The organism is Burkholderia humptydooensis, from assembly GCF_001513745.1.
GTDB classification, from domain to species: Bacteria; Pseudomonadota; Gammaproteobacteria; order Burkholderiales; family Burkholderiaceae; genus Burkholderia; species Burkholderia humptydooensis.
Window position 1 is genome coordinate 3998349 of the sequence record NZ_CP013380.1, and the last position, 18494, is coordinate 4016842.

Below are 18494 nucleotides of genomic sequence, written 5' to 3' on the forward strand. Positions count from 1 at the left end.
CGCGCCGCGTCGCCGACGGCTCGCGAACCGGTTCGCACACCGGTTCGCATTCGTCCTCAGCGTCGACGGCCCCCGCTCGCGCGTCGATCACGCGATCCGTCGCGGCGCTCCGCGTTCGGCCCGCCCGTCACGCTCGGCCGCCCGCGATCACTCTCCCGCCTCGAGCCCGACCGGCTGCCGGCCGCCCGCCTGCACCCAGCGCACTTCGTCGCTCGGACTGCGCCCGAACAGCCGCTTGAACTCGCGGCTGAACTGCGACGCGCTCGCATAGCCGACCCGCACCGCCGCCGCGCCCGCGTTCAGCCCGTCCTGCACCATCATCAGCCGCGCATGATGGAGCCGCATCGCCTTCACGTACTGCATCGGCGAGCTCGCGGTCACGCTCTTGAACTGCGCATGAAACACGGCGAGGCTCATCCCCGCTTCGCTCGCGAGCGTCTCGACGTCGAGCTCGCCGCTCAGGTCCGCATGGATTCGCCGCAGCGCCCTCGCGACGCGCCCGAAATGATGCTGCTGCGCGAGCGCCGCGCGGATCGCGTCGCCCTGCGCGCCCGTCAGCACGCGATAGCCGATCTCGCGCATGATCGCCGGCCCGAGCACGCGCGTGTCGGCAGGCGACGCGAGCGCCTCGAGCAGGCGCAGCACCGCGTCCGCGAGCGGCGCGTCGAGCGGCGTCGAATAGATGCCGCGCGGCTCGCTGATCGACGCGCCGTGCGTCTCGTCGAGCAGGATCGCGAGCTCGGCGATCACCGCGAGATCGATGCGAATCGAAATCGCGAGAAACGGCTCGTCCGGCGTCGCGAACGTCTCGCACTCGAACGGCAGCGGCACCGACAGCACGAGATACTGCTGCGCGTCGTAGACGAAGGTCTGCTCGCCGACATAGCCGCGCTTGCGCCCCTGACACACGACGACGATGCTCGGGTCGTACAGCACGGGCATCCGCGGCACCGGCCGGTTCGAGCGAATGAAGCGCACGCCGTCGATCACGGCGTGCGTGTAGCCTTCGTTCGGCGCGAGCCGGTCGAACAACGCGAGGATGCGGCGCTGCAGGCGCGCGCCGCCGTCGGGGAAAAGGGGTTCGAAACTCATCGGGCTTCCTTCATGCCGCAAGAGAAACAGGCTTGCAATCTAGCACCGGACCAGTCTTCTTTCCGCACTCCGCTCGAAATTCAAGAGAAATAGGCAAACCTTCAAGATCTTCAGGTATTCCGGGCGTCCAGCCGCATGCTTAGGATTGCTCCCGTGCCGCTGCGCCGCCGCATTCCGCGGCCGCGCGCGGCACACGTCTTTTCGAGTCAGGAGCCTTCATGAGCACGACTTACGCTTACGCGGCAACGAGCGCCTCGACGCCGCTCGCGCCGTTCGAATTCCAGCGCCGCGCGCTGCGCGATCTCGACGTGCAGATCGAGATCCTCTACTGCGGCGTCTGCCACTCCGATCTCCACCAGGTCCGCAACGAATGGAAGAACACGACGTACCCGATCGTGCCGGGCCATGAGATCGTCGGCCGCGTGACGGCCGTCGGTCCGCAGGTCACGCGCTTCAAGGCGGGCGAGCTCGTCGGGGTCGGCTGCCTCGTCGATTCTTGCCGCACGTGCCCGAGCTGCGCGCAGGGGCTCGAGCAGTACTGCGAGAACGGTTTCGTCAGCACCTACAACGGCCGCGACCGCGCAACGGGCGACATCACGTACGGCGGCTACTCGACGCAGATCGTCGTCGACGAGGCATTCGTGCTGCGCGTGCCCGACACGCTGGACCCGGCGGGCGCGGCGCCGCTCCTCTGCGCGGGCATCACGACGTACTCGCCGCTGCGCCAGTGGGGCGCGGGCCCCGGCAAGAAGGTCGGCATCGTCGGCCTGGGCGGCCTGGGCCACATGGGCGTGAAGCTCGCGCGGGCGATGGGCGCGCACGTCGTGCTGTTCACGACGTCGCCGTCGAAGATCGAGGACGGCAAGCGGCTCGGCGCGCACGAAGTCGTGATCTCGAAGGACGAAGCGCAGATGAACGCGCATCTGAACAGCTTCGACTTCATCCTGAACACGGTCGCCGCGCAGCACGATCTGAATCCGTTCCTCCATCTGCTGAAGCGCGACGGCACGATGACGCTCGTCGGCGCGCCGGAGCACGATCATCCGTCGCCGCAGGTGTTCAACCTGATCTTCAAGCGCCGCCGCCTCGCGGGCTCGCTGATCGGCGGCATCGCCGAGACGCAGGAGATGCTCGATTTCTGCGCGCAGCACGGCATCACGTCGGACATCGAAGTGATTCCGATGTCGCAGATCAACGCGGCCTACGAGCGGATGCTGAAGAGCGACGTGAAATATCGGTTCGTGATCGATATCGGGTCGGTCAGGCCGCAGCGCGCCGCGTAATGGATGATGCGCAGTGACGCGCGGCGCGGCTGACGCGCCGCGCGCGGCCCGTTTTTCTTCATCGCGCCTCGGCTCGCGCGGAGCGCCCGGCCGCGCTCACGGACGCGAACCGGCGCGGCCGCCCGCCGCGTCACTTGTAGTCGTAATCGACCGTGAGCGGCGCGTGATCGCTGAACTTGACGTCGCGGAAGATCGCCGTGCTTTTTGCCGTGCCGGCAACCCCCGGCGTCGCGATCTGGTAATCGATCCGCCACCCGACGTTCTTCGCATAGGCCTGACCGCGGTTGCTCCACCACGTGTACTGCTCGGGCCGCTGATCGAGCGTGCGGAACACGTCGACGTAGCCCACCTCGTCGAACAGCTTCGTGAGCCATGCGCGCTCCTCCGGCAGACAGCCGGAGTTCTTCTGGTTGCTCTTCCAGTTCTTGATGTCGATTTCCTTGTGGACGATGTTCACGTCGCCGCACAGGATCACTTCGCGCTTCGCCTTCAGCTCGGCGAGGTGCGGCATGAATTCGTCCATGAAGCGGTACTTCGCCTGCTGGCGCTCGTCGCCGCTCGACCCGGACGGCACGTACACCGACACGACCGACAGCTTGCCGAAGCGCGCCTCGACGTAACGGCCCTCCGAATCGAACTCGCTGCTGCCGTAGCCGATGATCACGTCGTCGGGCTCGCGGCGCGAGTAGAGGCCCGCGCCGCTGTAGCCCTTCTTCTCCGCGTGATGGAAGTAGCTTCGGAAGCCGTGCGGCTCGACGAACTCGGCGGGCAGATCGTCCGCCGACACCTTGATTTCCTGCACGCAGACGCAATCGGCGCTCTGCTCGCCGAGCCAGTCGAAGAAGCCCTTTTTCGCGGCCGAGCGGATGCCGTTCAGATTCGCGGTGATGACACGCAGCATGGTGAATTCCGTCCCGTGATTTCGTTGCGGTTTATTGAATCCTGATGCCGGCGAGCTCGGGTTTCTCGGGCGGATATTCGAGCTTCATCGCGGTCAGCTCGCGCAGCAGCAGCTCGGCGATCATCACGTTGCGATGCGTCTTCGAATCGGCCGGAATCACGTACCACGGCGCATGCTCGGCCGACGTCGCGGCGAGCGCGTCGCGGTAGGCCGCCTGATATGCGTCCCAGTGCTTGCGCGCTTCGAGATCCGAAATGTCGAACTTCCAGTGCTTGTTCGGATCGTCGATGCGCGCCTGCAACCGGGCGCGCTGCTCGTCCTTCGAGATGTGCAGGAAGCACTTGACGACCCGCGTGCCGGATTCGGCGAGCATCTCCTCGAACTGCCGGATCTGCTTGTAGCGCCGCTCGCACTCGGCCTTGTCGACCGCCCCCGTCACGCGCGGCACGAGCACGTCCTCGTAATGGCTGCGGTTGAAGATCGTCAGCTCGCCGGCGGCGGGCGCCTGCGCATGCACGCGCCAGAGGAAGTCGTGCGAGAGCTCGACGGGCGTCGGCGCCTTGAACGACACGATGCGCAGCCCGAGCGGGTCGACTTCGTGGAACACCGCGCGCACCGTGCCGTCCTTGCCGCTCGAGTCCATCCCTTGCAGCACGAGCAGCATGCGCTTGTGCCGCTGCGTATGCAGCCGCTCCTGCAGCGTGTCGAGCTGCAACGCGACGGCGGACAGCCGCTCGCGGTCGATTTCCTTCGCCCCGTTCGAAAACGGCTTCGCGGCCGGATCGAACGCGTCGAGCATGAACGCGGCGGCTTCTTTTTCGCGCGTGTGATACGGCACGCGGTAGTCGTCGAGCGACGGTTGCTTGGCCATCGACACCTCCTCTCGTATTGCACGAAGCGCGGCCCGGCGCTTCGCGAAACGCGAGCGGGCCGCCCCGAACGCCGGTTCGGCGGCGGCCCGCTCGCATCAGTGCGGCTTCAATTCGGCGGCGCCCGCTCAGCCGAGCTTCTTCTTCAGGAGCTCGTTGACCTGCTGCGGGTTCGCCTTGCCCTTCGTCGCCTTCATCGCCTGGCCGACGAGCGCGTTGAACGCCTTTTCCTTGCCTGCGTGGAACTCCTCGACCGATTTCGCGTTCGCCGCGAGCACCTCGTCGATGATCGCCTCGAGCGCGCCCGTGTCGGAAATCTGCTTCAGGCCCTTCGCTTCGATGATACGGTCGGCCGCGCCTTCGTCGGCCGCCTTCTCGTCCCAGATCGTCACGAAGATTTCCTTCGCGATCTTGTTCGAGATCGTGCCGTCGGCAATCCGCTGCAGCACGAGCGCGAGCTGCGCGGCCGACACGGGAATCGCGTCGATCTCGACGCCGTCGCGGTTCAGTTGCGACGAAACGTCGCCCATCAGCCAGTTCGCGGCGATCTTCGCGTTGGCCGCACCCGCCTTCGCGACGACGGCCTCGAAGTACGCGGCCATCGCCTTCGTCGACGTCAGCACGCCCGCGTCATAGGCGGACACGCCGTACTGCTCGACGAAGCGCTGCTGCATCGCGGCCGGCAGCTCGGGCATCTCGCCCTTCACGCGCTCGATCCAGTCCGCGCCGATCACGAGCGGCATCAGGTCCGGATCGGGGAAGTAGCGGTAGTCGTGCGCGTCTTCCTTGCTGCGCATCGAGCGCGTCTCGCGCTTGTCCGGATCGTACAGGCGCGTTTCCTGCACGACTTCGCCGCCGTCCTCGATCAGCTCGATCTGGCGACGCACCTCATAGTTGATCGCGTCTTCGAGAAAGCGGAACGAGTTCAGGTTCTTGATCTCGGCGCGCGTGCCGAACTTCTCCTGGCCGAGCGGGCGCACCGACACGTTTGCGTCGCAGCGGAACGAGCCTTCCTGCATGTTGCCGTCGCAGATGCCGAGCCACACGACGAGGGCGTGCAGCGCCTTCGCGTATGCGACCGCCTCGGCCGCGCTCCTCATTTCCGGCTCGGTGACGATCTCGAGGAGCGGCGTGCCCGCGCGGTTCAGGTCGATGCCCGTCATTCCCGCGAAGTCCTCGTGCAGCGACTTGCCGGCGTCCTCTTCGAGGTGCGCGCGGGTCAGGTTGACCGTCTTCGAATACGCGTCCTTGCCGGCCTTTTCGTTGGCGGGCACCTGGATCGTGATCTGGCCGCCCTGCACGACCGGAATCTCGTACTGGCTGATCTGATAGCCCTTCGGCAGATCCGGATAGAAATAATTCTTTCGCGCGAAGATGCTGCGCGGCGCGACGGTCGCGCCGATCGCGAGGCCGAAGCGGATCGCCCGCTCGACCGCGCCGCGGTTCAGCACGGGCAGCACGCCCGGCAGCGCGAGGTCGACGGGGCACGCCTGCGTGTTCGGTTCCGCGCCGAACTGCGTCGACGCGCCCGAGAAAATCTTCGAGACGGTCGACAGTTGCGCGTGCGTCTCGAGGCCGATAACGACTTCCCACTGGGTCATGCTCACACTCCTGCCGGTTTTTGTACGTGCCAGTCGGTCGCGCGCTGGAACGCATCGGCGACCTGCAGCACCCGGGCTTCGTCGAAATAGTTGCCGATGATCTGCAGGCCGACCGGGCGCTTCGCGTTCGCGCCCGCGCCGAAGCCGCACGGCACGCTCATGCCGGGCAGGCCCGCGAGGCTCACCGACAGCGTATAGATGTCCGCGAGATACATCTGGACGGGGTCGTCGCCCTTCGCGCCGAGGTCCCACGCGACGGTCGGCGACGCCGGGCCCATGATCACGTCGCAGGACTTGAACGCCTCCTGGAAATCCTGCGCGATGATGCGGCGGATCTTCTGCGCCTGCAGGTAGTACGCGTCGTAGTAGCCGTGCGACAGCACGTACGTGCCGACGAGAATCCGGCGCGTCACTTCGGGCCCGAAACCCTCGGCGCGCGACTTCTTGTACATGTCGAGCAGATCGCGGTATTCGGCCGCGCGGTGGCCGTAGCGCACGCCGTCGAAGCGCGACAGGTTCGACGACGCCTCGGCGGGCGCGATCACATAATAGACGGGGATCGACAGCTCCGTCTTCGGCAGCGACACCGGCACGAGCGTCGCGCCGAGCGCTTCATACGCCTTGAGCGCCGCGTCGACCGCCGCGCGCACGTCCGCGGCGAGGCCCGCGCCGAAATACTCGTCCGGCAGGCCGATGCGCAGGCCCGCGAGCGGCTTGCCCGCGCCGTTGCCCGGCGCCCACGGCTCGCCGAGGCGGCGCGTGAAGTCTTCGCCGGCGCGCTCGAGGCTCGTCGAGTCGCGCTCGTCGAAGCCCGCCATCGCGTTGAGCAGCAGCGCGCAGTCGGCGGCGCTGCCCGCCATCGGGCCGCCCTGGTCGAGCGACGACGCGAACGCGATCATCCCGTAGCGCGACACGCGGCCGTAGGTCGGCTTGATGCCGGTCACGCCGGCGAACGACGCCGGCTGGCGGATCGAGCCGCCGGTGTCGGTGCCCGTCGCGGCCGGGGCGAGGCGCGCGGCGACGGCGGCCGCGCTGCCGCCCGAGCTGCCGCCCGGCACCGCGTTCGTGTCCCACGGGTTCTTCACCGGGCCGAACGCCGAGTTCTCGTTCGACGAGCCCATCGCGAACTCGTCCATGTTGGTCTTGCCGAGCGTGACCATGCCGGCCGCCGAGAGGCGGGCGACGACGGTCGCGTCGAACGGGCTCGTGTAGTTCGCGAGCATCTTCGAGCCGGCGGTCGAGCGCCAGCCGCGCGTGACGAACACGTCCTTGTGCGCGATCGGCAGGCCGGCGAGCGGGCCGGCCGCGCCCCGCGCGAGCGCGGCGTCGGCGGCCTTCGCCTGCGCGAGCGTCAGCTCGGGATCGACGTGGACGAACGCGTTCAGATCGTGCGCGGCGTCGATCCGTTTCAGATAGTGCTGCGCCAGTTCGACGGCCGAGCATTCCTTGGCGTCGAGCGCGGCGCGCAGTTCGGTCAGGCTTTTTGCGTGCATTGCGTGGGTTTCCTGGATTCTTCGGCGCGCGGCGACTAGGCGCGCGCGGGCGAACAAGCGGCGGGACGGGCGGGCGGAGCCGCTTTCGCGGCCGCGGCCCGAACCGGGCGCTTACTCGATCACCTTCGGCACGAGGTACAGGCCGTCCTGGACGGCCGGAGCCGGGCGCTGATTGTCGTCGCGGTTCACGTGCTCCGTGACGGCGTCGTCGCGCAGCCGCTGCGCGACCTCCAGAATCTGCTCGATCGGATGCGCGAGCGGCGCGATGCCCGTCGTGTCGACGGCCTGCATCTGCTCGACGAGGCAGAAGAACTCGTTGAGCTGGGCCAGCGTGCGCTCGGCGTCGGCGTCGGCCATTTCGAGCCGCGCAAGGTGCGCGATGCGTTTCACATCGGTCAGGGTCAAAGCCATGCGGTCACCGGAAAAACAAGGGCTTGGCGCAGCGTGAAACTTGCGTTGCGTCAGGGGGTTGGAAGGTTCGATCTAACCCTCAAAAATCGGGGGCGAAGCGGCGAAAATACAGCCCGTTTCGGTTCAAATACAGCGAAATTATAAGGTATCATTACGCGTTCGACCCAGACCCGGACTGCCTTTGCCGCGCCGCCGCCGCCGCTTTGACGAAGCGAAGCCGCGCGGGCTTCGCGCCGGTCCCGGAAGATTTCACTCGCAGCTTCGCGTTTTTCGAGCGGCCGCCCCCGCCCGATCCGAGGCTGTTATTTTTTCCGCTGCCGCCCTTCGCGCCATGTCCGCATGGGGCCGGCCCCAGAGCGAAACAGGATTCTGAATGTTCGGTTTTTTGCGCAGCTATTTCTCCAACGATCTCGCGATCGACCTCGGCACCGCAAACACCCTGATCTACATGCGCGGCAAGGGCATCGTGCTCGATGAGCCGTCCGTCGTCTCGATCCGCCAGGAAGGCGGCCCGAACGGCAAGAAAACGATTCAAGCAGTCGGCAAGGAAGCGAAGCAGATGCTCGGCAAGGTGCCCGGCAACATCGAGGCGATCCGTCCGATGAAAGACGGCGTGATCGCCGATTTCACGGTCACCGAGCAGATGATCAAGCAGTTCATCAAGACTGCGCACGAATCGCGGATGTTCTCGCCGTCACCGCGCATCATCATCTGCGTGCCGTGCGGCTCGACCCAGGTCGAGCGCCGCGCGATCAAGGAAGCGGCCCACGGCGCGGGCGCGTCGCAGGTCTACCTGATCGAGGAGCCGATGGCGGCTGCGATCGGCGCGGGCCTGCCGGTGTCGGAGGCGACGGGCTCGATGGTCGTCGACATCGGCGGCGGCACGACGGAAGTCGGCGTGATCTCGCTCGGCGGCATCGTCTACAAGGGCTCGGTGCGCGTCGGCGGCGACAAGTTCGACGAGGCGATCGTCAACTACATCCGCCGCAACTACGGGATGCTGATCGGCGAGCAAACGGCCGAGGCGATCAAGAAGGAAATCGGCTCCGCGTTCCCGGGCTCCGAAGTCAAGGAAATGGAAGTGAAGGGCCGCAATCTGTCGGAAGGCATTCCGCGCAGCTTCACGATCTCCAGCAACGAAATCCTCGAGGCGCTCACCGATCCGCTGAACCAGATCGTGTCGTCGGTGAAGATCGCGCTCGAGCAGACGCCGCCCGAACTCGGCGCGGACATCGCCGAGCGCGGCATGATGCTGACGGGCGGCGGCGCGCTGTTGCGCGACCTCGACCGCCTGCTCGCCGAGGAAACCGGCCTGCCCGTGCTCGTCGCCGAGGATCCGCTCACCTGCGTCGTGCGCGGCTCCGGGATGGCGCTCGAACGGATGGACAAGCTCGGCAGCATCTTCTCGTACGAGTGATCGTCTAGGCATCCGTATGTCGCTCGCGCGGCGTGGCAGGCTCGCTCGTTTAGAACGAACCGCCGCGCCGTTCGCGCGTCTGAGCAACATCTAAACCGATCACGCGCCCGGCGCCGACCATGGAATACAGTCCGCCGCCCCTCTTCAAACAAGGTCCGTCCGCGCTCGCGCGGCTGATCTTCTTCGTCGTCCTGGCCATCGCGCTCCTCGTCTCGGACGCGCGCTTCAACACGCTCGAAATCGTCCGCGGCGTGCTCGGCACCGTGCTCTATCCGCTGCAGCGCGCGGCGCTCGTGCCGCGCGACCTGATCGTCGGCGCGGCCGAGCTCGCGACGTCGAGCACCGCGCTGCGCCACGAAAACCAGCAATTGCGCGACCGCAACCTGAAGCTGTCGCTGCAGGCGAACCAGGCGGGCCAACTCGCCGCCGACAACGCGCACCTGCGCGCGGTGCTCGAGCTGCGCCAGCAGATCGCCGCGCAGGCGACGCCCGTCGAGATCCAGTACGACACGGGCGATCCGTTCTCGCAAAAGATCATCATCGGCCACGGCTCGCAGGCGGGCATTCAGAACGGCGCGCCCGTCGTCAACGAGGACGGCGTGATCGGCCAGGTCACGCGCGTGTTCCCGCTGCAGTCGGAAGTCACGCTCGTCACCGACCGCGATCTCGCGATTCCGGTCCAGGTGCTGCGCACCGGGCTGCGCAGCGTGATCTACGGCACGCCGAAGGGCGATGCGCTCGATCTGCGCTTCGTGCCGACGAGCGCCGATCTGCTCGCGGGCGACGAGCTCGTGACGAGCGGGCTCGACGGCGTCTATCCGCCGGGGCTGCCGGTCGCGAAGGTCGTGCGCGTCGACAAGCTCGCGGACACCGCGTTCGCGCACGTCGTCTGCGCGCCGATCGCCGCGGTGCGCGGCGCGCGCGAGATGCTCGTGCTGCACTACCGCACCGACGTTCCGCCGCGCCCCGCCGCCGACGAAGCCGCGAGCGACGCGAACGCGAAATCGGCAAGGGGCAAAAAGGCGGCGAAGGGCGCGGACAAGAGCGCGAAGGCCGCCGACAAAGGCGCGGACAAGGACAAGGGCGCAAAACCGGCCGCCGCGCCGCCCGCGCCAGCGCAGAACCGGCCGGCCGGTGCGGCGCAACCCGCCGCGCCGCTCAAGCCCGCGGCCGCGCCGTCGCAAGGAGCGCCGCGATGAGCCGCCCTCAGTACATCCTGCAGCCCGTCAATCCGTACTTCATCGTCTTCAGCCTCGCGGCCGCGTTCCTGCTGAACCTGATGCCGTGGGGCCGGATTCCGGGCGTGCCCGATTGCGTGGCGCTCGTGCTGCTGTTCTGGAACATCCACCAGCCGCGCAAGGTCGGCATGGGCGTTGCGTTCGCGCTCGGCATCCTGATGGACGTTCACGACGCGGGCCTCCTCGGCGAGCACGCGCTCGCGTACACGCTGCTGTCGTACGGCGCGATCACGATCCACCGGCGTGTACTGTGGCTGCCGCTCGGCGTGCAGATCTTCTATGTCGCGCCGCTCCTCGTGCTCGCGCAGCTCGTGCCGTTCGTGATCCGGCTGCTGATGGGCGCCGCGTTCCCCGGCTGGAGCTATCTCGTCGACGGCTTCGTCGAGGCGGCGCTGTGGCCGGTCGCGAGCCATCTGCTGCTGATGCCGCAGCGCCGTCCGGTCGACCCGGACGACACGCGGCCGATCTGACGCGCCGCGCCGCCAGGAATTTCGCGTTGAACGCCCGCCGATCGACCGACCGACCGCTCGCCGCCGGCGCGTTGCGGCCGCCGCGCGGCGGCGAAAGCGCGCCCCTTCATCCGTAATCGCATGACCGAATTCAAGGACACACAACAGCAGCTCTCGAAGTTCCGCCTGCGCGTCGCGGCGGCGGGCGTGTTCGTGTTCGTCTGTTTCGGCCTGCTCGCCGCGCGGTTCTTCTACCTGCAGGTCTGGCAGCACGGCAAGTACGCGCTGCAGGCCGAGGAAAACCGGATCTCGGTCGCGCCGATCGTCCCGAACCGCGGGATCATCACCGATCGCAACGGCGTGGTGCTCGCGAAGAACTACTCCGCGTACACGCTCGAGATCACGCCGTCGAAGCTCACCGACACGCTCGAGAACACGATCAACGCGCTCGCCGAGGTCGTGCAGATCGACGCGCGCGACCGCCGCCGCTTCAAGAAGCTGCAGGAGGACTCGAAGAACTTCGAGAGCCTGCCGATCCGCACGCGCCTCACCGACGACGAAGTCGCGCGCTTCACCGCGCAGCGCTGGCGCTTCCCGGGCGTCGACGTGCGCGCGCGCCTGTTCCGCCAGTATCCGCTCGGCCCGACGGCCGCGCATGTGATCGGCTACATCGGCCGGATCTCGAAGCGCGACCAGGACAGGATCGACGCGATGAGCGACGAGAACGACAGCGATCCGGAAAGCTACGATCCGCGCCGCGACGCGAACAACTACAAGGGCACCGACTACATCGGCAAGATCGGCGTCGAGCAGAGCTACGAGACCGATCTGCACGGGATCACGGGCTTCGAGGAAGTCGAGGTGACGGCGGGCGGGCGGCCCGTGCGCACGCTGTCGCGCACGCAGGCGACGCCCGGCAGCAACCTCGTGCTGTCGCTCGACATCGGGCTGCAGCAGATCGCCGAGCAGGCGTTCGCCGGCAAGCGCGGCGCGCTCGTCGCGATCGAGCCGAAGACGGGCGACGTGCTCGCGTTCGTGTCGTCGCCGAGCTTCGATCCGAATTCATTCGTCGACGGCATCGACCAGCAGACCTGGGACGAGCTCAACAACTCGCCCGACAAGCCGCTCCTGAACCGTCCGCTGCACGGCACCTATCCGCCCGGCTCGACGTACAAGCCGTTCATGGCGCTCGCGGGCCTCGCGCTCGGCAAGCGCACGCCCGGCTGGGGCTTCCAGGACCCCGGCTACTTCACGTTCGGCGGCCACACGTTCCGCAACGACGTGCGCTCGGGCCAGGGCTGGGTCGACATGAACCGCGCGATCATGGTGTCGAACGACACGTATTTCTACATGCTCGCGCGCGACCTCGGCGTGACCGCGATCGCGAACTTCATGAAGCCGTTCGGCTTCGGCCAGTTGACGGGCATCGACATCCAGGGCGAGGCGCGCGGGATCCTGCCGTCGCCCGAATGGAAGAAGAAGACGTTCAAGAAGGCCGCGCAGCAGAAATGGTTCGACGGCGAGACGATCAGCCTCGGGATCGGCCAGGGCTACAACTCGTTCACGATCCTGCAGCTCGCGCACGCGACGGCGACGCTCGCGAACGACGGCGTCGTCATGAAGCCGCACCTCGTGAAGGAGGTCGAGAACCCGATCTCGCGCGCGCGGCACCTGACGGTGCCGAAGGAAAGCGGCACGATCCCGCTCAAGCAGGGCGACCTCGACGTCGTGAAGCGCGGGATGGAGAACGTCGTCGAGAGCCCGTCGGGCACCGCGTTCAAGGTGTTCCGCGGCGCGCCGTACCTTGCGGCGGGCAAGACCGGCACCGCGCAGGTGTTCTCGCTGCAGGGCGGCAACTACCGCGGCCACCTGCTCGCCGAGCATCTGCGCGACCACGCGCTGTTCATCGCGTACGCGCCCGTCGACCATCCGCAGATCGCGCTCGCGCTGATCGTCGAGAACGGCGGCTGGGGCGCGCAGTCGGCAGGCCCGATCGCGCGGCGCGTGCTCGATTTCTACCTGATCGACCGCAAGAATCCGACGACGGAAGCGGCGGCCGTCGCGGCGGCCGCGTCGGCGACCGAGCCCGTCAACGCGCCCGTGATCGGCGATGCGACGAGGCCTGTCGGCGTCGCGGCCGGGTTCAAGGCACTGCCGCAGCCGACGCCGCCCGCGCCGGCGAGCGGCGCGGCGATCACCGCCGCCGCGCCGTGGCGCGACCAAAGGAAGTCCCCGCAGGACGACAACCATGCCGTCTCCGCCGCCAAGCCGGCGACGGGCGGCATCGACGAGTAACGGAGACAGGCATGCAATTCGACAAGCGCGCCTCGCTCGACAAGATCAAGCAGATGTTCGCGGGCTTCGACCGACCGCTCGCGCTCATCGTGTTCCTGCTGCTGTGCGTCGGCATCGTCACGCTGTACAGCGCGAGCGTCGACGTGCCGGGACGCGTCGAGGACCAGTTGCGCAACATCATGCTGACGTTCGTGCTGATGTGGGTGATCGCGAACATCCCGCCGCAGACGCTGATGCGCTTCGCGGTGCCGCTCTATTCGTTCGGCGTCGCGCTGCTCATCGCGGTCGCGCTGTTCGGGATGACGAAGAAGGGCGCGAAGCGCTGGCTGAACGTCGGCGTCGTGATCCAGCCGTCCGAGATCCTCAAGATCGCGACGCCGCTGATGCTCGCGTGGTACTACCAGCGGCGCGAAAGCAGCCTGCGCTGGTACGACTTCGTCGTCGCGTTCGTGATCCTGATGGTGCCCGTCGGGCTGATCGCGAAGCAGCCGGATCTCGGCACCGCCGTCCTCGTGTTCGCCGCGGGCATCTTCGTGATCTATCTCGCGGGGCTGTCGTACAAGCTGATCGTGCCGGTGCTCGTCGCCGGCGTGCTCGCGGTCGGCTCGATCGCCGTGTTCGAGGAGCGCATCTGCCAGCCCGAAGTCGTCTGGCCGCTGATGCACGACTATCAGAAGCACCGCGTCTGCACGCTGCTCGATCCGACGTCCGACCCGCTCGGCAAGGGTTTCCACACGATCCAGGCGGTGATCGCGATCGGCTCCGGCGGCCCGCTCGGCAAGGGGTATCTGAAGGGCACGCAGGCGCACCTCGAATTCATTCCGGAAAAGCACACCGACTTCATCTTCGCGGTGTTTTCCGAGGAATTCGGGCTCGTCGGCGGGCTCGTGCTGCTGACGCTGTACATGGCGCTGATCGCGCGCGGGCTCTACATCGCCGCGCAGGGCGCGACGCTGTTCGGGCGGCTGCTCGCCGGCTCGCTCACGCTCGCCTTCTTCGTCTATGCGTTCGTCAACATCGGGATGGTGAGCGGCGTGCTGCCCGTCGTCGGCGTGCCGCTGCCGTTCATGAGCTATGGCGGCACGGCGCTCACGACGCTCGGCATCGCGGTCGGGCTCATCATGAGCGTCGGACGGCAGAAACGGCTGATGAAGAGTTGATCGAAGCGGCGCGATGCGCCGTTTTTTGTGGTCGTCGTCGGGATGACGTCGGGCGCGGCCGGCGCCGCGAACGGGACGGGCGTCAGCCGCACCGGCCGTCAGTTCGGCGGCCCGGACGCCTTCGGCGCCGACGCGCCGCCCGGCCCCGCCTTCAATGCCGCCGTCAGCTCGCGGTACTTGAGCGCCGCCGCGCCGTCGCCTTGCGCGGCGGCGGCCGCATAGTACGCGCGGGCGATGTCGAGATTGCGCGCTACGCCGTCGCCGCCGCGCTCGTAAAACGACGCAGTCACGTATTGCGAAACCGGCTCGCCCGCATCGGCCGCCCGCTTGTACCACACGAACGCCTGCCGGTTGTCGCGCGGCGTGCCGCGCCCGTCGAGAAACTGGTTCGCGAGCGCGAGCTCGGCCTGCACGTGCCCTTGCCGCGCGGCCTTCAGGAACCAGCCGTGCGCGGCCGCCGGATCGCGCGCGACGAATTCGCCGTCGTCGAGCATCCGGCCGTACACGTACTGCGCCTGCGACATCCCCGCGTCGGCCGCGCGCCGCAGCCAGCGCAGCCCTTCCGGCACGTTCGCCGTCACGCCTTCGCCGTTGATCAGCATCATCGCGTAGTCGAACGCGGCGAGGCGGTTGCCGCGCGCCGCCGCGTCGTGAAACTGCACGAGCGCCGCGCGCAGATTGCCCGCGTTGTAGTCGGCGACCGCCGACTCCGTCTCGCGCTCCGGGTTCGACTGGCTCGGCCCGCCCGATGCCTGCGCGCCCGATGCCTGCGCGAACGCGCCGCCCGCGGCCGCGACGAATGCCGCCGCGACGAACGAGCTGATCGCCGCGCCGCGAAGCGCGTGCCGCGCGCGAGCCGAGAACGGCGCGCCGCGGCGCTTCCCGTTCATCCCCGCACCTCCTGCAACGCCTGTCGCGTCGCACGCAGCAGCCACACGACATCCGCCGACAACGCGACCACGCGGAATCCGGCTTCGAGAGACTGGCGCGCGCCGGCTGCGTCCGCGGCGAAAATACCCACCGGCACGCCGGCGCGCCGCCCGGCCGCGAGCACGTGCTCGAGCGCGGCGGTGACATCCGGATGCTTCGTGTCGCCAAGATGCCCGAGGCTCGCCGACAGATCGGCGGGCCCGACGAATACGCAATCGACGCCTGGCGTCGCCGCGATCCGCTCGGCTTCGTCGATGCCGCGTGCCGATTCGATTTGCACGATCGCCGCGATCTGCGCGTTCGCCGTCTGCACATAGTCGCGCCGCATCCCGTACGCGGCCGCGCGGACGATGCCCGCGACGCCGCGCAGCCCGTCCGGCGCGTCGGGCGCCTGAAAGCGGGTGAGCCGCACCGCATGCGCGGCCTCGTCGGCCGTCTCGACGCCCGGGAACATCAGCGTGCGCGCGCCCGCGTCGAGCGCCCGCTTGACGAGCCACGGCTCGCGCGCCGGCACCCGCACGACGGGCTCGCTCGGCAGATGCGCGGCCGCGAGCGCGCGCAGTTGCGCAGCGACGTCGCGACTGTCGTTCGGCGCGTGCTCCATGTCGATGCACAGCCAGTCGAAGCCGGCGTGCGCGAGCGCCTCGGTCGCCGCCGCGCTCGCGAGCGTCAGCCACAGGCCGAGCAGCGGCTCGTCGCCGTCGCGCAAACGTGCTTTCAGGGAATTGGTGAGCGTGCTCATCGGCGGCCTCCTGTCGTGCGGCGCACGGGCGGACTGCGATTCGGAAAGAGGGGCGGCGAAGCCGCCGGGCGGGGCGCTGCGCCGCAACAGGCGGGGCGCGCGACGCGTTCGTCGCGGCGGACGATCCGCGATTCGATCATACCGTGATCGCGCCCGCGCGCGGATTCGGAAAACACCGATGCCGGGCCGGCCGGCCCTTGGCGGATTCAGGCAAAGAACGGAGCAGGTGGGAAGCCATGAGCAGCGCGGCGCGACTCACGCGGCGCGCCGCCCGCGTCAGCCGCGCGGATCGCGCTCGACGTCGGCCCAGCAGTTCGGCGTCTCGTACAGACGCACGCGCTCGAGGCGCAGATTGACGCCGTAATGCGCGTCGTACACGTTCGCGAGGATGCCGAACGCGATCGCGGCGAGATTCTCGACGGTTGGAATCCGGTCGAGCACGACCGTCTTGTGGTCGGCCATCCTTTCGAGGAACGAGCGCACGATTTCGTCGCGCGCATAGACGAGAAACGCGTGATCCCACTTGCTGACGAGGTGCTCCATCGCGAGCGCCTTCACGTCGGCGAAATCCATCACCATCCCGCGGTCGGGCGCGCCCTCGGTCTCGACGAGATCGCCGCGCAGCGTGATTTCGAGCACGTAGCGATGCCCGTGCAGATTCCGGCACTGGCTGCGGTGATCGGGAATGCGGTGTCCCGCGTCGAATTCGAGTTTTCGGGTAATCAGCACGATGAATGAAGCGTAAGGCTCAGGGAATGTTCAGGTACTTGTGCGTCTGCATCGACAGCCGCCATTGCGGATGGCGCTTGCACCAGTCGATCGCGAGCTTCGTATTGAGCTCGCGCGACGGGCCGTCCATCGGCTGCACGAGGAAATGCTCGAAGTCGAGCTTCGCGTAATCGGCCAGGTGCTGGTTGTCCTGCGGCACCACCACCTTCAGTTCGTTGCCCTTCGTGACGACGAGCGGCGCATCCGCCTTCGGGCTCACGCAGATCCAGTCGATCGATTCGAGCACGGGCAGCGAGCCGTTCGTCTCGATCGCGATCGTGAAGCCCGCCGCGTGCAGCGCGTCGACGAGCGGCTGATCGAGCTGCAGCATCGGCTCGCCGCCCGTGCAGACGACGAAGCGATGCGCCTCGCCCGCCGGCCAGAGCGACGCGATCTTCTCCGCGAGCGATGCGGCATCCTTGAACTTGCCGCCGTTCTCGCCGTCGGTGCCGACGAAATCGGTATCGCAGAAGCGGCACACCGCGCCGTCGCGATCCGCCTCGCGCCCGGTCCACAGGTTGCAGCCGGCGAACCGGCAGAACACGGCGGGACGACCGGCGTTCGCGCCCTCGCCCTGCAATGTATAGAAGATTTCCTTGACCGTGTACGTCATGCTGCTTCGTTCCGGCTTGCGCCGCTCGCCTTCCGTTACTCGATGAATCCTGTTGCCGCTCGCGCCCACGCGCGAGCGGCACGCCACGCCACGCGTCAGACGGGCGCCTCCGTCACGCTTTCGCCGCGCAGATACGCTTCGAAGCCGCGCTTGCGCAGCTTGCACGCCGGGCATTCGCCGCAGCCGAAGCCCCAGTCGTGCAGCTCCGAGCGCTCGCCGACGTAGCACGTGTGCGTCTCCACGCGGATCAGCTCGACAAGCGGCTTGCCGCCCAGTTGCTCGGCGAGCCGCCACGTATCGGCCTTGTCGAGCCACATCAGCGGCGTCTCCAGCACGAAGCGCGAGTCCATGCCGAGATTGAGCGTGACCTGCAGCGCCTTCATCGTGTCGTCGCGGCAATCCGGGTAGCCGGAGAAATCGGTCTCGCACATGCCGCCGACGAGCACGCGCAGCCCGCGCCGATACGCGATCGCCGCGCCGATCGTCATGAACAGCAGGTTGCGGCCCGGCACGAACGTGTTCGGCAGGCCGTTCGACGCCGTCTCGATCTCGATCGCGCGCGTCATCGCCGTGTCGCTGATCGCGCCGAGCACTGACAGATCGACCATGTGATCGTCGCCGAGCTTGTGCGACCACTGCGGAAAACGCCGCTTCAGCGCATCGCGCACGCCCTCGCGGCATTCGAGCTCGACGCGGTGGCGCTGACCGTAATCGAAGCCGAGCGTCTCGACGGTCTGATAGCGCTCGAGCGCCCAGGCAACACACGTGGCCGAATCCTGGCCGCCGGAAAACAATACGAGCGCGCCGTCCTTAGCGTCTGTCCGAATCACCGTGATACTCCGTGAATGATGAGCGAGCGCGCCGGCGATCCGACGCGCGCCGGCCCACCCAGTATAGGCAGCAGCGCGCGGCCCGAAACGGCGCGGCGCTTATGTCGCTCATCGCGCCGCGCGGGCGGCGCACGGACCCGCGCGATGCACGAGCCGCCGAAACGAAAAAAGGACTTGCGGCGCCTTCTCGCGCATCCTCAAGTCCTCTAAGTCTTTGAGTCGACGAAGATTTTATCACGCCGCCTCGCAATCGGCCGAGGACCGGAATGCCGCGCCACAAACGAAAAACCCCAAGAACCTGGCGATTCTTGGGGTGGGATACTGCTGGTGGCCTGGGGCGGAATCGAACCACCGACACGCGGATTTTCAATCCGCTGCTCTACCAACTGAGCTACCGGGCCA

17 protein-coding genes and 1 tRNA gene are annotated in these 18494 nt (G+C 67.8%); 6 read left to right on the forward strand and 12 right to left on the reverse strand.

Annotated elements, in window-relative coordinates; all coding sequences use genetic code 11:
• Nucleotides 1-147: 147 nt before the first annotated feature.
• Nucleotides 148-1092 (reverse strand): AraC family transcriptional regulator, encoded by a 945-nt coding sequence (locus tag AQ610_RS17905; RefSeq protein ID WP_006024119.1) that lies wholly within the window; start codon nt 1090-1092, stop codon nt 148-150.
• Between the two features lie 218 nt (nt 1093-1310).
• Here AQ610_RS17905 and AQ610_RS17910 point away from each other — a divergent pair, with 218 nt between their 5' ends.
• Entirely contained in the window at nt 1311-2375 is a 1065-nt protein-coding gene (locus AQ610_RS17910) for an NAD(P)-dependent alcohol dehydrogenase (RefSeq protein ID WP_006024118.1), read from the forward strand.
• A gap of 130 nt (nt 2376-2505) precedes the next feature.
• Here the strand turns inward: AQ610_RS17910 and AQ610_RS17915 are convergent, their stop codons facing one another.
• The 5 genes from AQ610_RS17915 to gatC all read right to left on the reverse strand — a co-directional run bounded on the left by AQ610_RS17915 (nt 2506) and on the right by gatC (nt 7650).
• Nucleotides 2506-3276, reverse strand: coding sequence for an exodeoxyribonuclease III (locus tag AQ610_RS17915; RefSeq protein ID WP_006024117.1), 771 nt, complete (start codon nt 3274-3276; stop codon nt 2506-2508).
• A 31-nt stretch (nt 3277-3307) separates the two neighbouring features.
• A complete protein-coding gene (locus AQ610_RS17920) occupies nt 3308-4147 on the reverse strand; it encodes a PPK2 family polyphosphate kinase (protein WP_009910957.1) in 840 nt (279 codons plus the stop codon).
• A 126-nt stretch (nt 4148-4273) separates the two neighbouring features.
• Entirely contained in the window at nt 4274-5746 is a 1473-nt protein-coding gene (gene gatB / locus AQ610_RS17925) for an Asp-tRNA(Asn)/Glu-tRNA(Gln) amidotransferase subunit GatB (protein WP_006024115.1), read from the reverse strand.
• A 2-nt stretch (nt 5747-5748) separates the two neighbouring features.
• Nucleotides 5749-7239, reverse strand: coding sequence for an Asp-tRNA(Asn)/Glu-tRNA(Gln) amidotransferase subunit GatA (gene gatA / locus AQ610_RS17930; protein ID WP_006024114.1), 1491 nt, complete (start codon nt 7237-7239; stop codon nt 5749-5751).
• A gap of 111 nt (nt 7240-7350) precedes the next feature.
• Nucleotides 7351-7650, reverse strand: a complete 300-nt coding sequence (gene gatC, locus AQ610_RS17935) for an Asp-tRNA(Asn)/Glu-tRNA(Gln) amidotransferase subunit GatC (protein WP_009910953.1) — start codon at nt 7648-7650, stop codon at nt 7351-7353.
• A 373-nt stretch (nt 7651-8023) separates the two neighbouring features.
• On the opposite strand from gatC, the gene AQ610_RS17940 reads away from it, so the two are divergent.
• From AQ610_RS17940 to rodA, 5 genes are all read left to right on the forward strand, one after another.
• Entirely contained in the window at nt 8024-9067 is a 1044-nt protein-coding gene (locus tag AQ610_RS17940) for a rod shape-determining protein (protein ID WP_004189550.1), read from the forward strand.
• Nucleotides 9068-9186: 119 nt separating this feature from the next.
• On the forward strand, nt 9187-10266 hold the full coding sequence (gene mreC, locus AQ610_RS17945) for a rod shape-determining protein MreC (RefSeq protein ID WP_006024112.1): 1080 nt from the start codon (nt 9187-9189) through the stop codon (nt 10264-10266).
• On the forward strand, nt 10263-10775 hold the full coding sequence (mreD, locus tag AQ610_RS17950) for a rod shape-determining protein MreD (protein WP_006024111.1): 513 nt from the start codon (nt 10263-10265) through the stop codon (nt 10773-10775). Before mreC ends, mreD begins: the two co-directional genes overlap by 4 nt.
• A 120-nt stretch (nt 10776-10895) precedes the next feature.
• Nucleotides 10896-13049 carry a penicillin-binding protein 2 gene (gene mrdA, locus AQ610_RS17955; protein ID WP_006024110.1) on the forward strand — a complete coding sequence of 718 codons (2154 nt, stop codon included), beginning with the start codon at nt 10896-10898 and terminating at the stop codon, nt 13047-13049.
• A gap of 11 nt (nt 13050-13060) precedes the next feature.
• Nucleotides 13061-14209 (forward strand): rod shape-determining protein RodA, encoded by a 1149-nt coding sequence (gene rodA, locus AQ610_RS17960; RefSeq protein WP_006024109.1) that lies wholly within the window; start codon nt 13061-13063, stop codon nt 14207-14209.
• A gap of 98 nt (nt 14210-14307) precedes the next feature.
• Here rodA and AQ610_RS17965 read toward each other — a convergent pair whose 3' ends face one another.
• From AQ610_RS17965 to AQ610_RS17990, 6 genes are all read right to left on the reverse strand, one after another.
• Nucleotides 14308-15099: a tetratricopeptide repeat protein gene (locus AQ610_RS17965; protein WP_006024108.1), complete on the reverse strand. Its 792-nt coding sequence runs from the start codon at nt 15097-15099 to the stop codon at nt 14308-14310.
• Nucleotides 15096-15881 (reverse strand): HpcH/HpaI aldolase family protein, encoded by a 786-nt coding sequence (locus AQ610_RS17970; RefSeq protein ID WP_006024107.1) that lies wholly within the window; start codon nt 15879-15881, stop codon nt 15096-15098. The genes AQ610_RS17965 and AQ610_RS17970 overlap by 4 nt, the downstream gene beginning before the upstream one ends.
• Before the next feature lie 276 nt (nt 15882-16157).
• Nucleotides 16158-16610, reverse strand: a complete 453-nt coding sequence (queD, locus tag AQ610_RS17975) for a 6-carboxytetrahydropterin synthase QueD (RefSeq protein WP_006024106.1) — start codon at nt 16608-16610, stop codon at nt 16158-16160.
• A gap of 19 nt (nt 16611-16629) precedes the next feature.
• Nucleotides 16630-17262 (reverse strand): 7-carboxy-7-deazaguanine synthase, encoded by a 633-nt coding sequence (gene queE, locus AQ610_RS17980; RefSeq protein WP_009910947.1) that lies wholly within the window; start codon nt 17260-17262, stop codon nt 16630-16632.
• A gap of 95 nt (nt 17263-17357) precedes the next feature.
• Nucleotides 17358-18092 carry a 7-cyano-7-deazaguanine synthase QueC gene (gene queC, locus AQ610_RS17985; protein WP_006024104.1) on the reverse strand — a complete coding sequence of 245 codons (735 nt, stop codon included), beginning with the start codon at nt 18090-18092 and terminating at the stop codon, nt 17358-17360.
• A 325-nt stretch (nt 18093-18417) separates the two neighbouring features.
• A tRNA-Phe gene (locus tag AQ610_RS17990) sits at nt 18418-18493 on the reverse strand.
• Between the last annotated feature and the right edge of the window lies 1 nt (nt 18494).

What these genes read in the sequence shown, in the direction of transcription:
- rodA (WP_006024109.1), top strand. Translation starts at nt 13,061, where the DNA reads ATGCAATTCGACAAGCGCGCCTCGCTCGACAAGATCAAGCAGATGTTC.
- AQ610_RS17940 (WP_004189550.1), top strand. Translation starts at nt 8,024, where the DNA reads ATGTTCGGTTTTTTGCGCAGCTATTTCTCCAACGATCTCGCGATCGAC.
- mreC (WP_006024112.1), top strand. Translation starts at nt 9,187, where the DNA reads ATGGAATACAGTCCGCCGCCCCTCTTCAAACAAGGTCCGTCCGCGCTC.
- AQ610_RS17915 (WP_006024117.1), bottom strand. Translation starts at nt 3,276, where the DNA reads ATGCTGCGTGTCATCACCGCGAATCTGAACGGCATCCGCTCGGCCGCG.
- mreD (WP_006024111.1), top strand. Translation starts at nt 10,263, where the DNA reads ATGAGCCGCCCTCAGTACATCCTGCAGCCCGTCAATCCGTACTTCATC.
- gatC (WP_009910953.1), bottom strand. Translation starts at nt 7,650, where the DNA reads ATGGCTTTGACCCTGACCGATGTGAAACGCATCGCGCACCTTGCGCGG.
- gatB (WP_006024115.1), bottom strand. Translation starts at nt 5,746, where the DNA reads ATGACCCAGTGGGAAGTCGTTATCGGCCTCGAGACGCACGCGCAACTG.
- gatA (WP_006024114.1), bottom strand. Translation starts at nt 7,239, where the DNA reads ATGCACGCAAAAAGCCTGACCGAACTGCGCGCCGCGCTCGACGCCAAG.
- AQ610_RS17910 (WP_006024118.1), top strand. Translation starts at nt 1,311, where the DNA reads ATGAGCACGACTTACGCTTACGCGGCAACGAGCGCCTCGACGCCGCTC.
- queE (WP_009910947.1), bottom strand. Translation starts at nt 17,262, where the DNA reads ATGACGTACACGGTCAAGGAAATCTTCTATACATTGCAGGGCGAGGGC.
- AQ610_RS17965 (WP_006024108.1), bottom strand. Translation starts at nt 15,099, where the DNA reads ATGAACGGGAAGCGCCGCGGCGCGCCGTTCTCGGCTCGCGCGCGGCAC.
- AQ610_RS17905 (WP_006024119.1), bottom strand. Translation starts at nt 1,092, where the DNA reads ATGAGTTTCGAACCCCTTTTCCCCGACGGCGGCGCGCGCCTGCAGCGC.
- AQ610_RS17920 (WP_009910957.1), bottom strand. Translation starts at nt 4,147, where the DNA reads ATGGCCAAGCAACCGTCGCTCGACGACTACCGCGTGCCGTATCACACG.
- AQ610_RS17970 (WP_006024107.1), bottom strand. Translation starts at nt 15,881, where the DNA reads ATGAGCACGCTCACCAATTCCCTGAAAGCACGTTTGCGCGACGGCGAC.
- mrdA (WP_006024110.1), top strand. Translation starts at nt 10,896, where the DNA reads ATGACCGAATTCAAGGACACACAACAGCAGCTCTCGAAGTTCCGCCTG.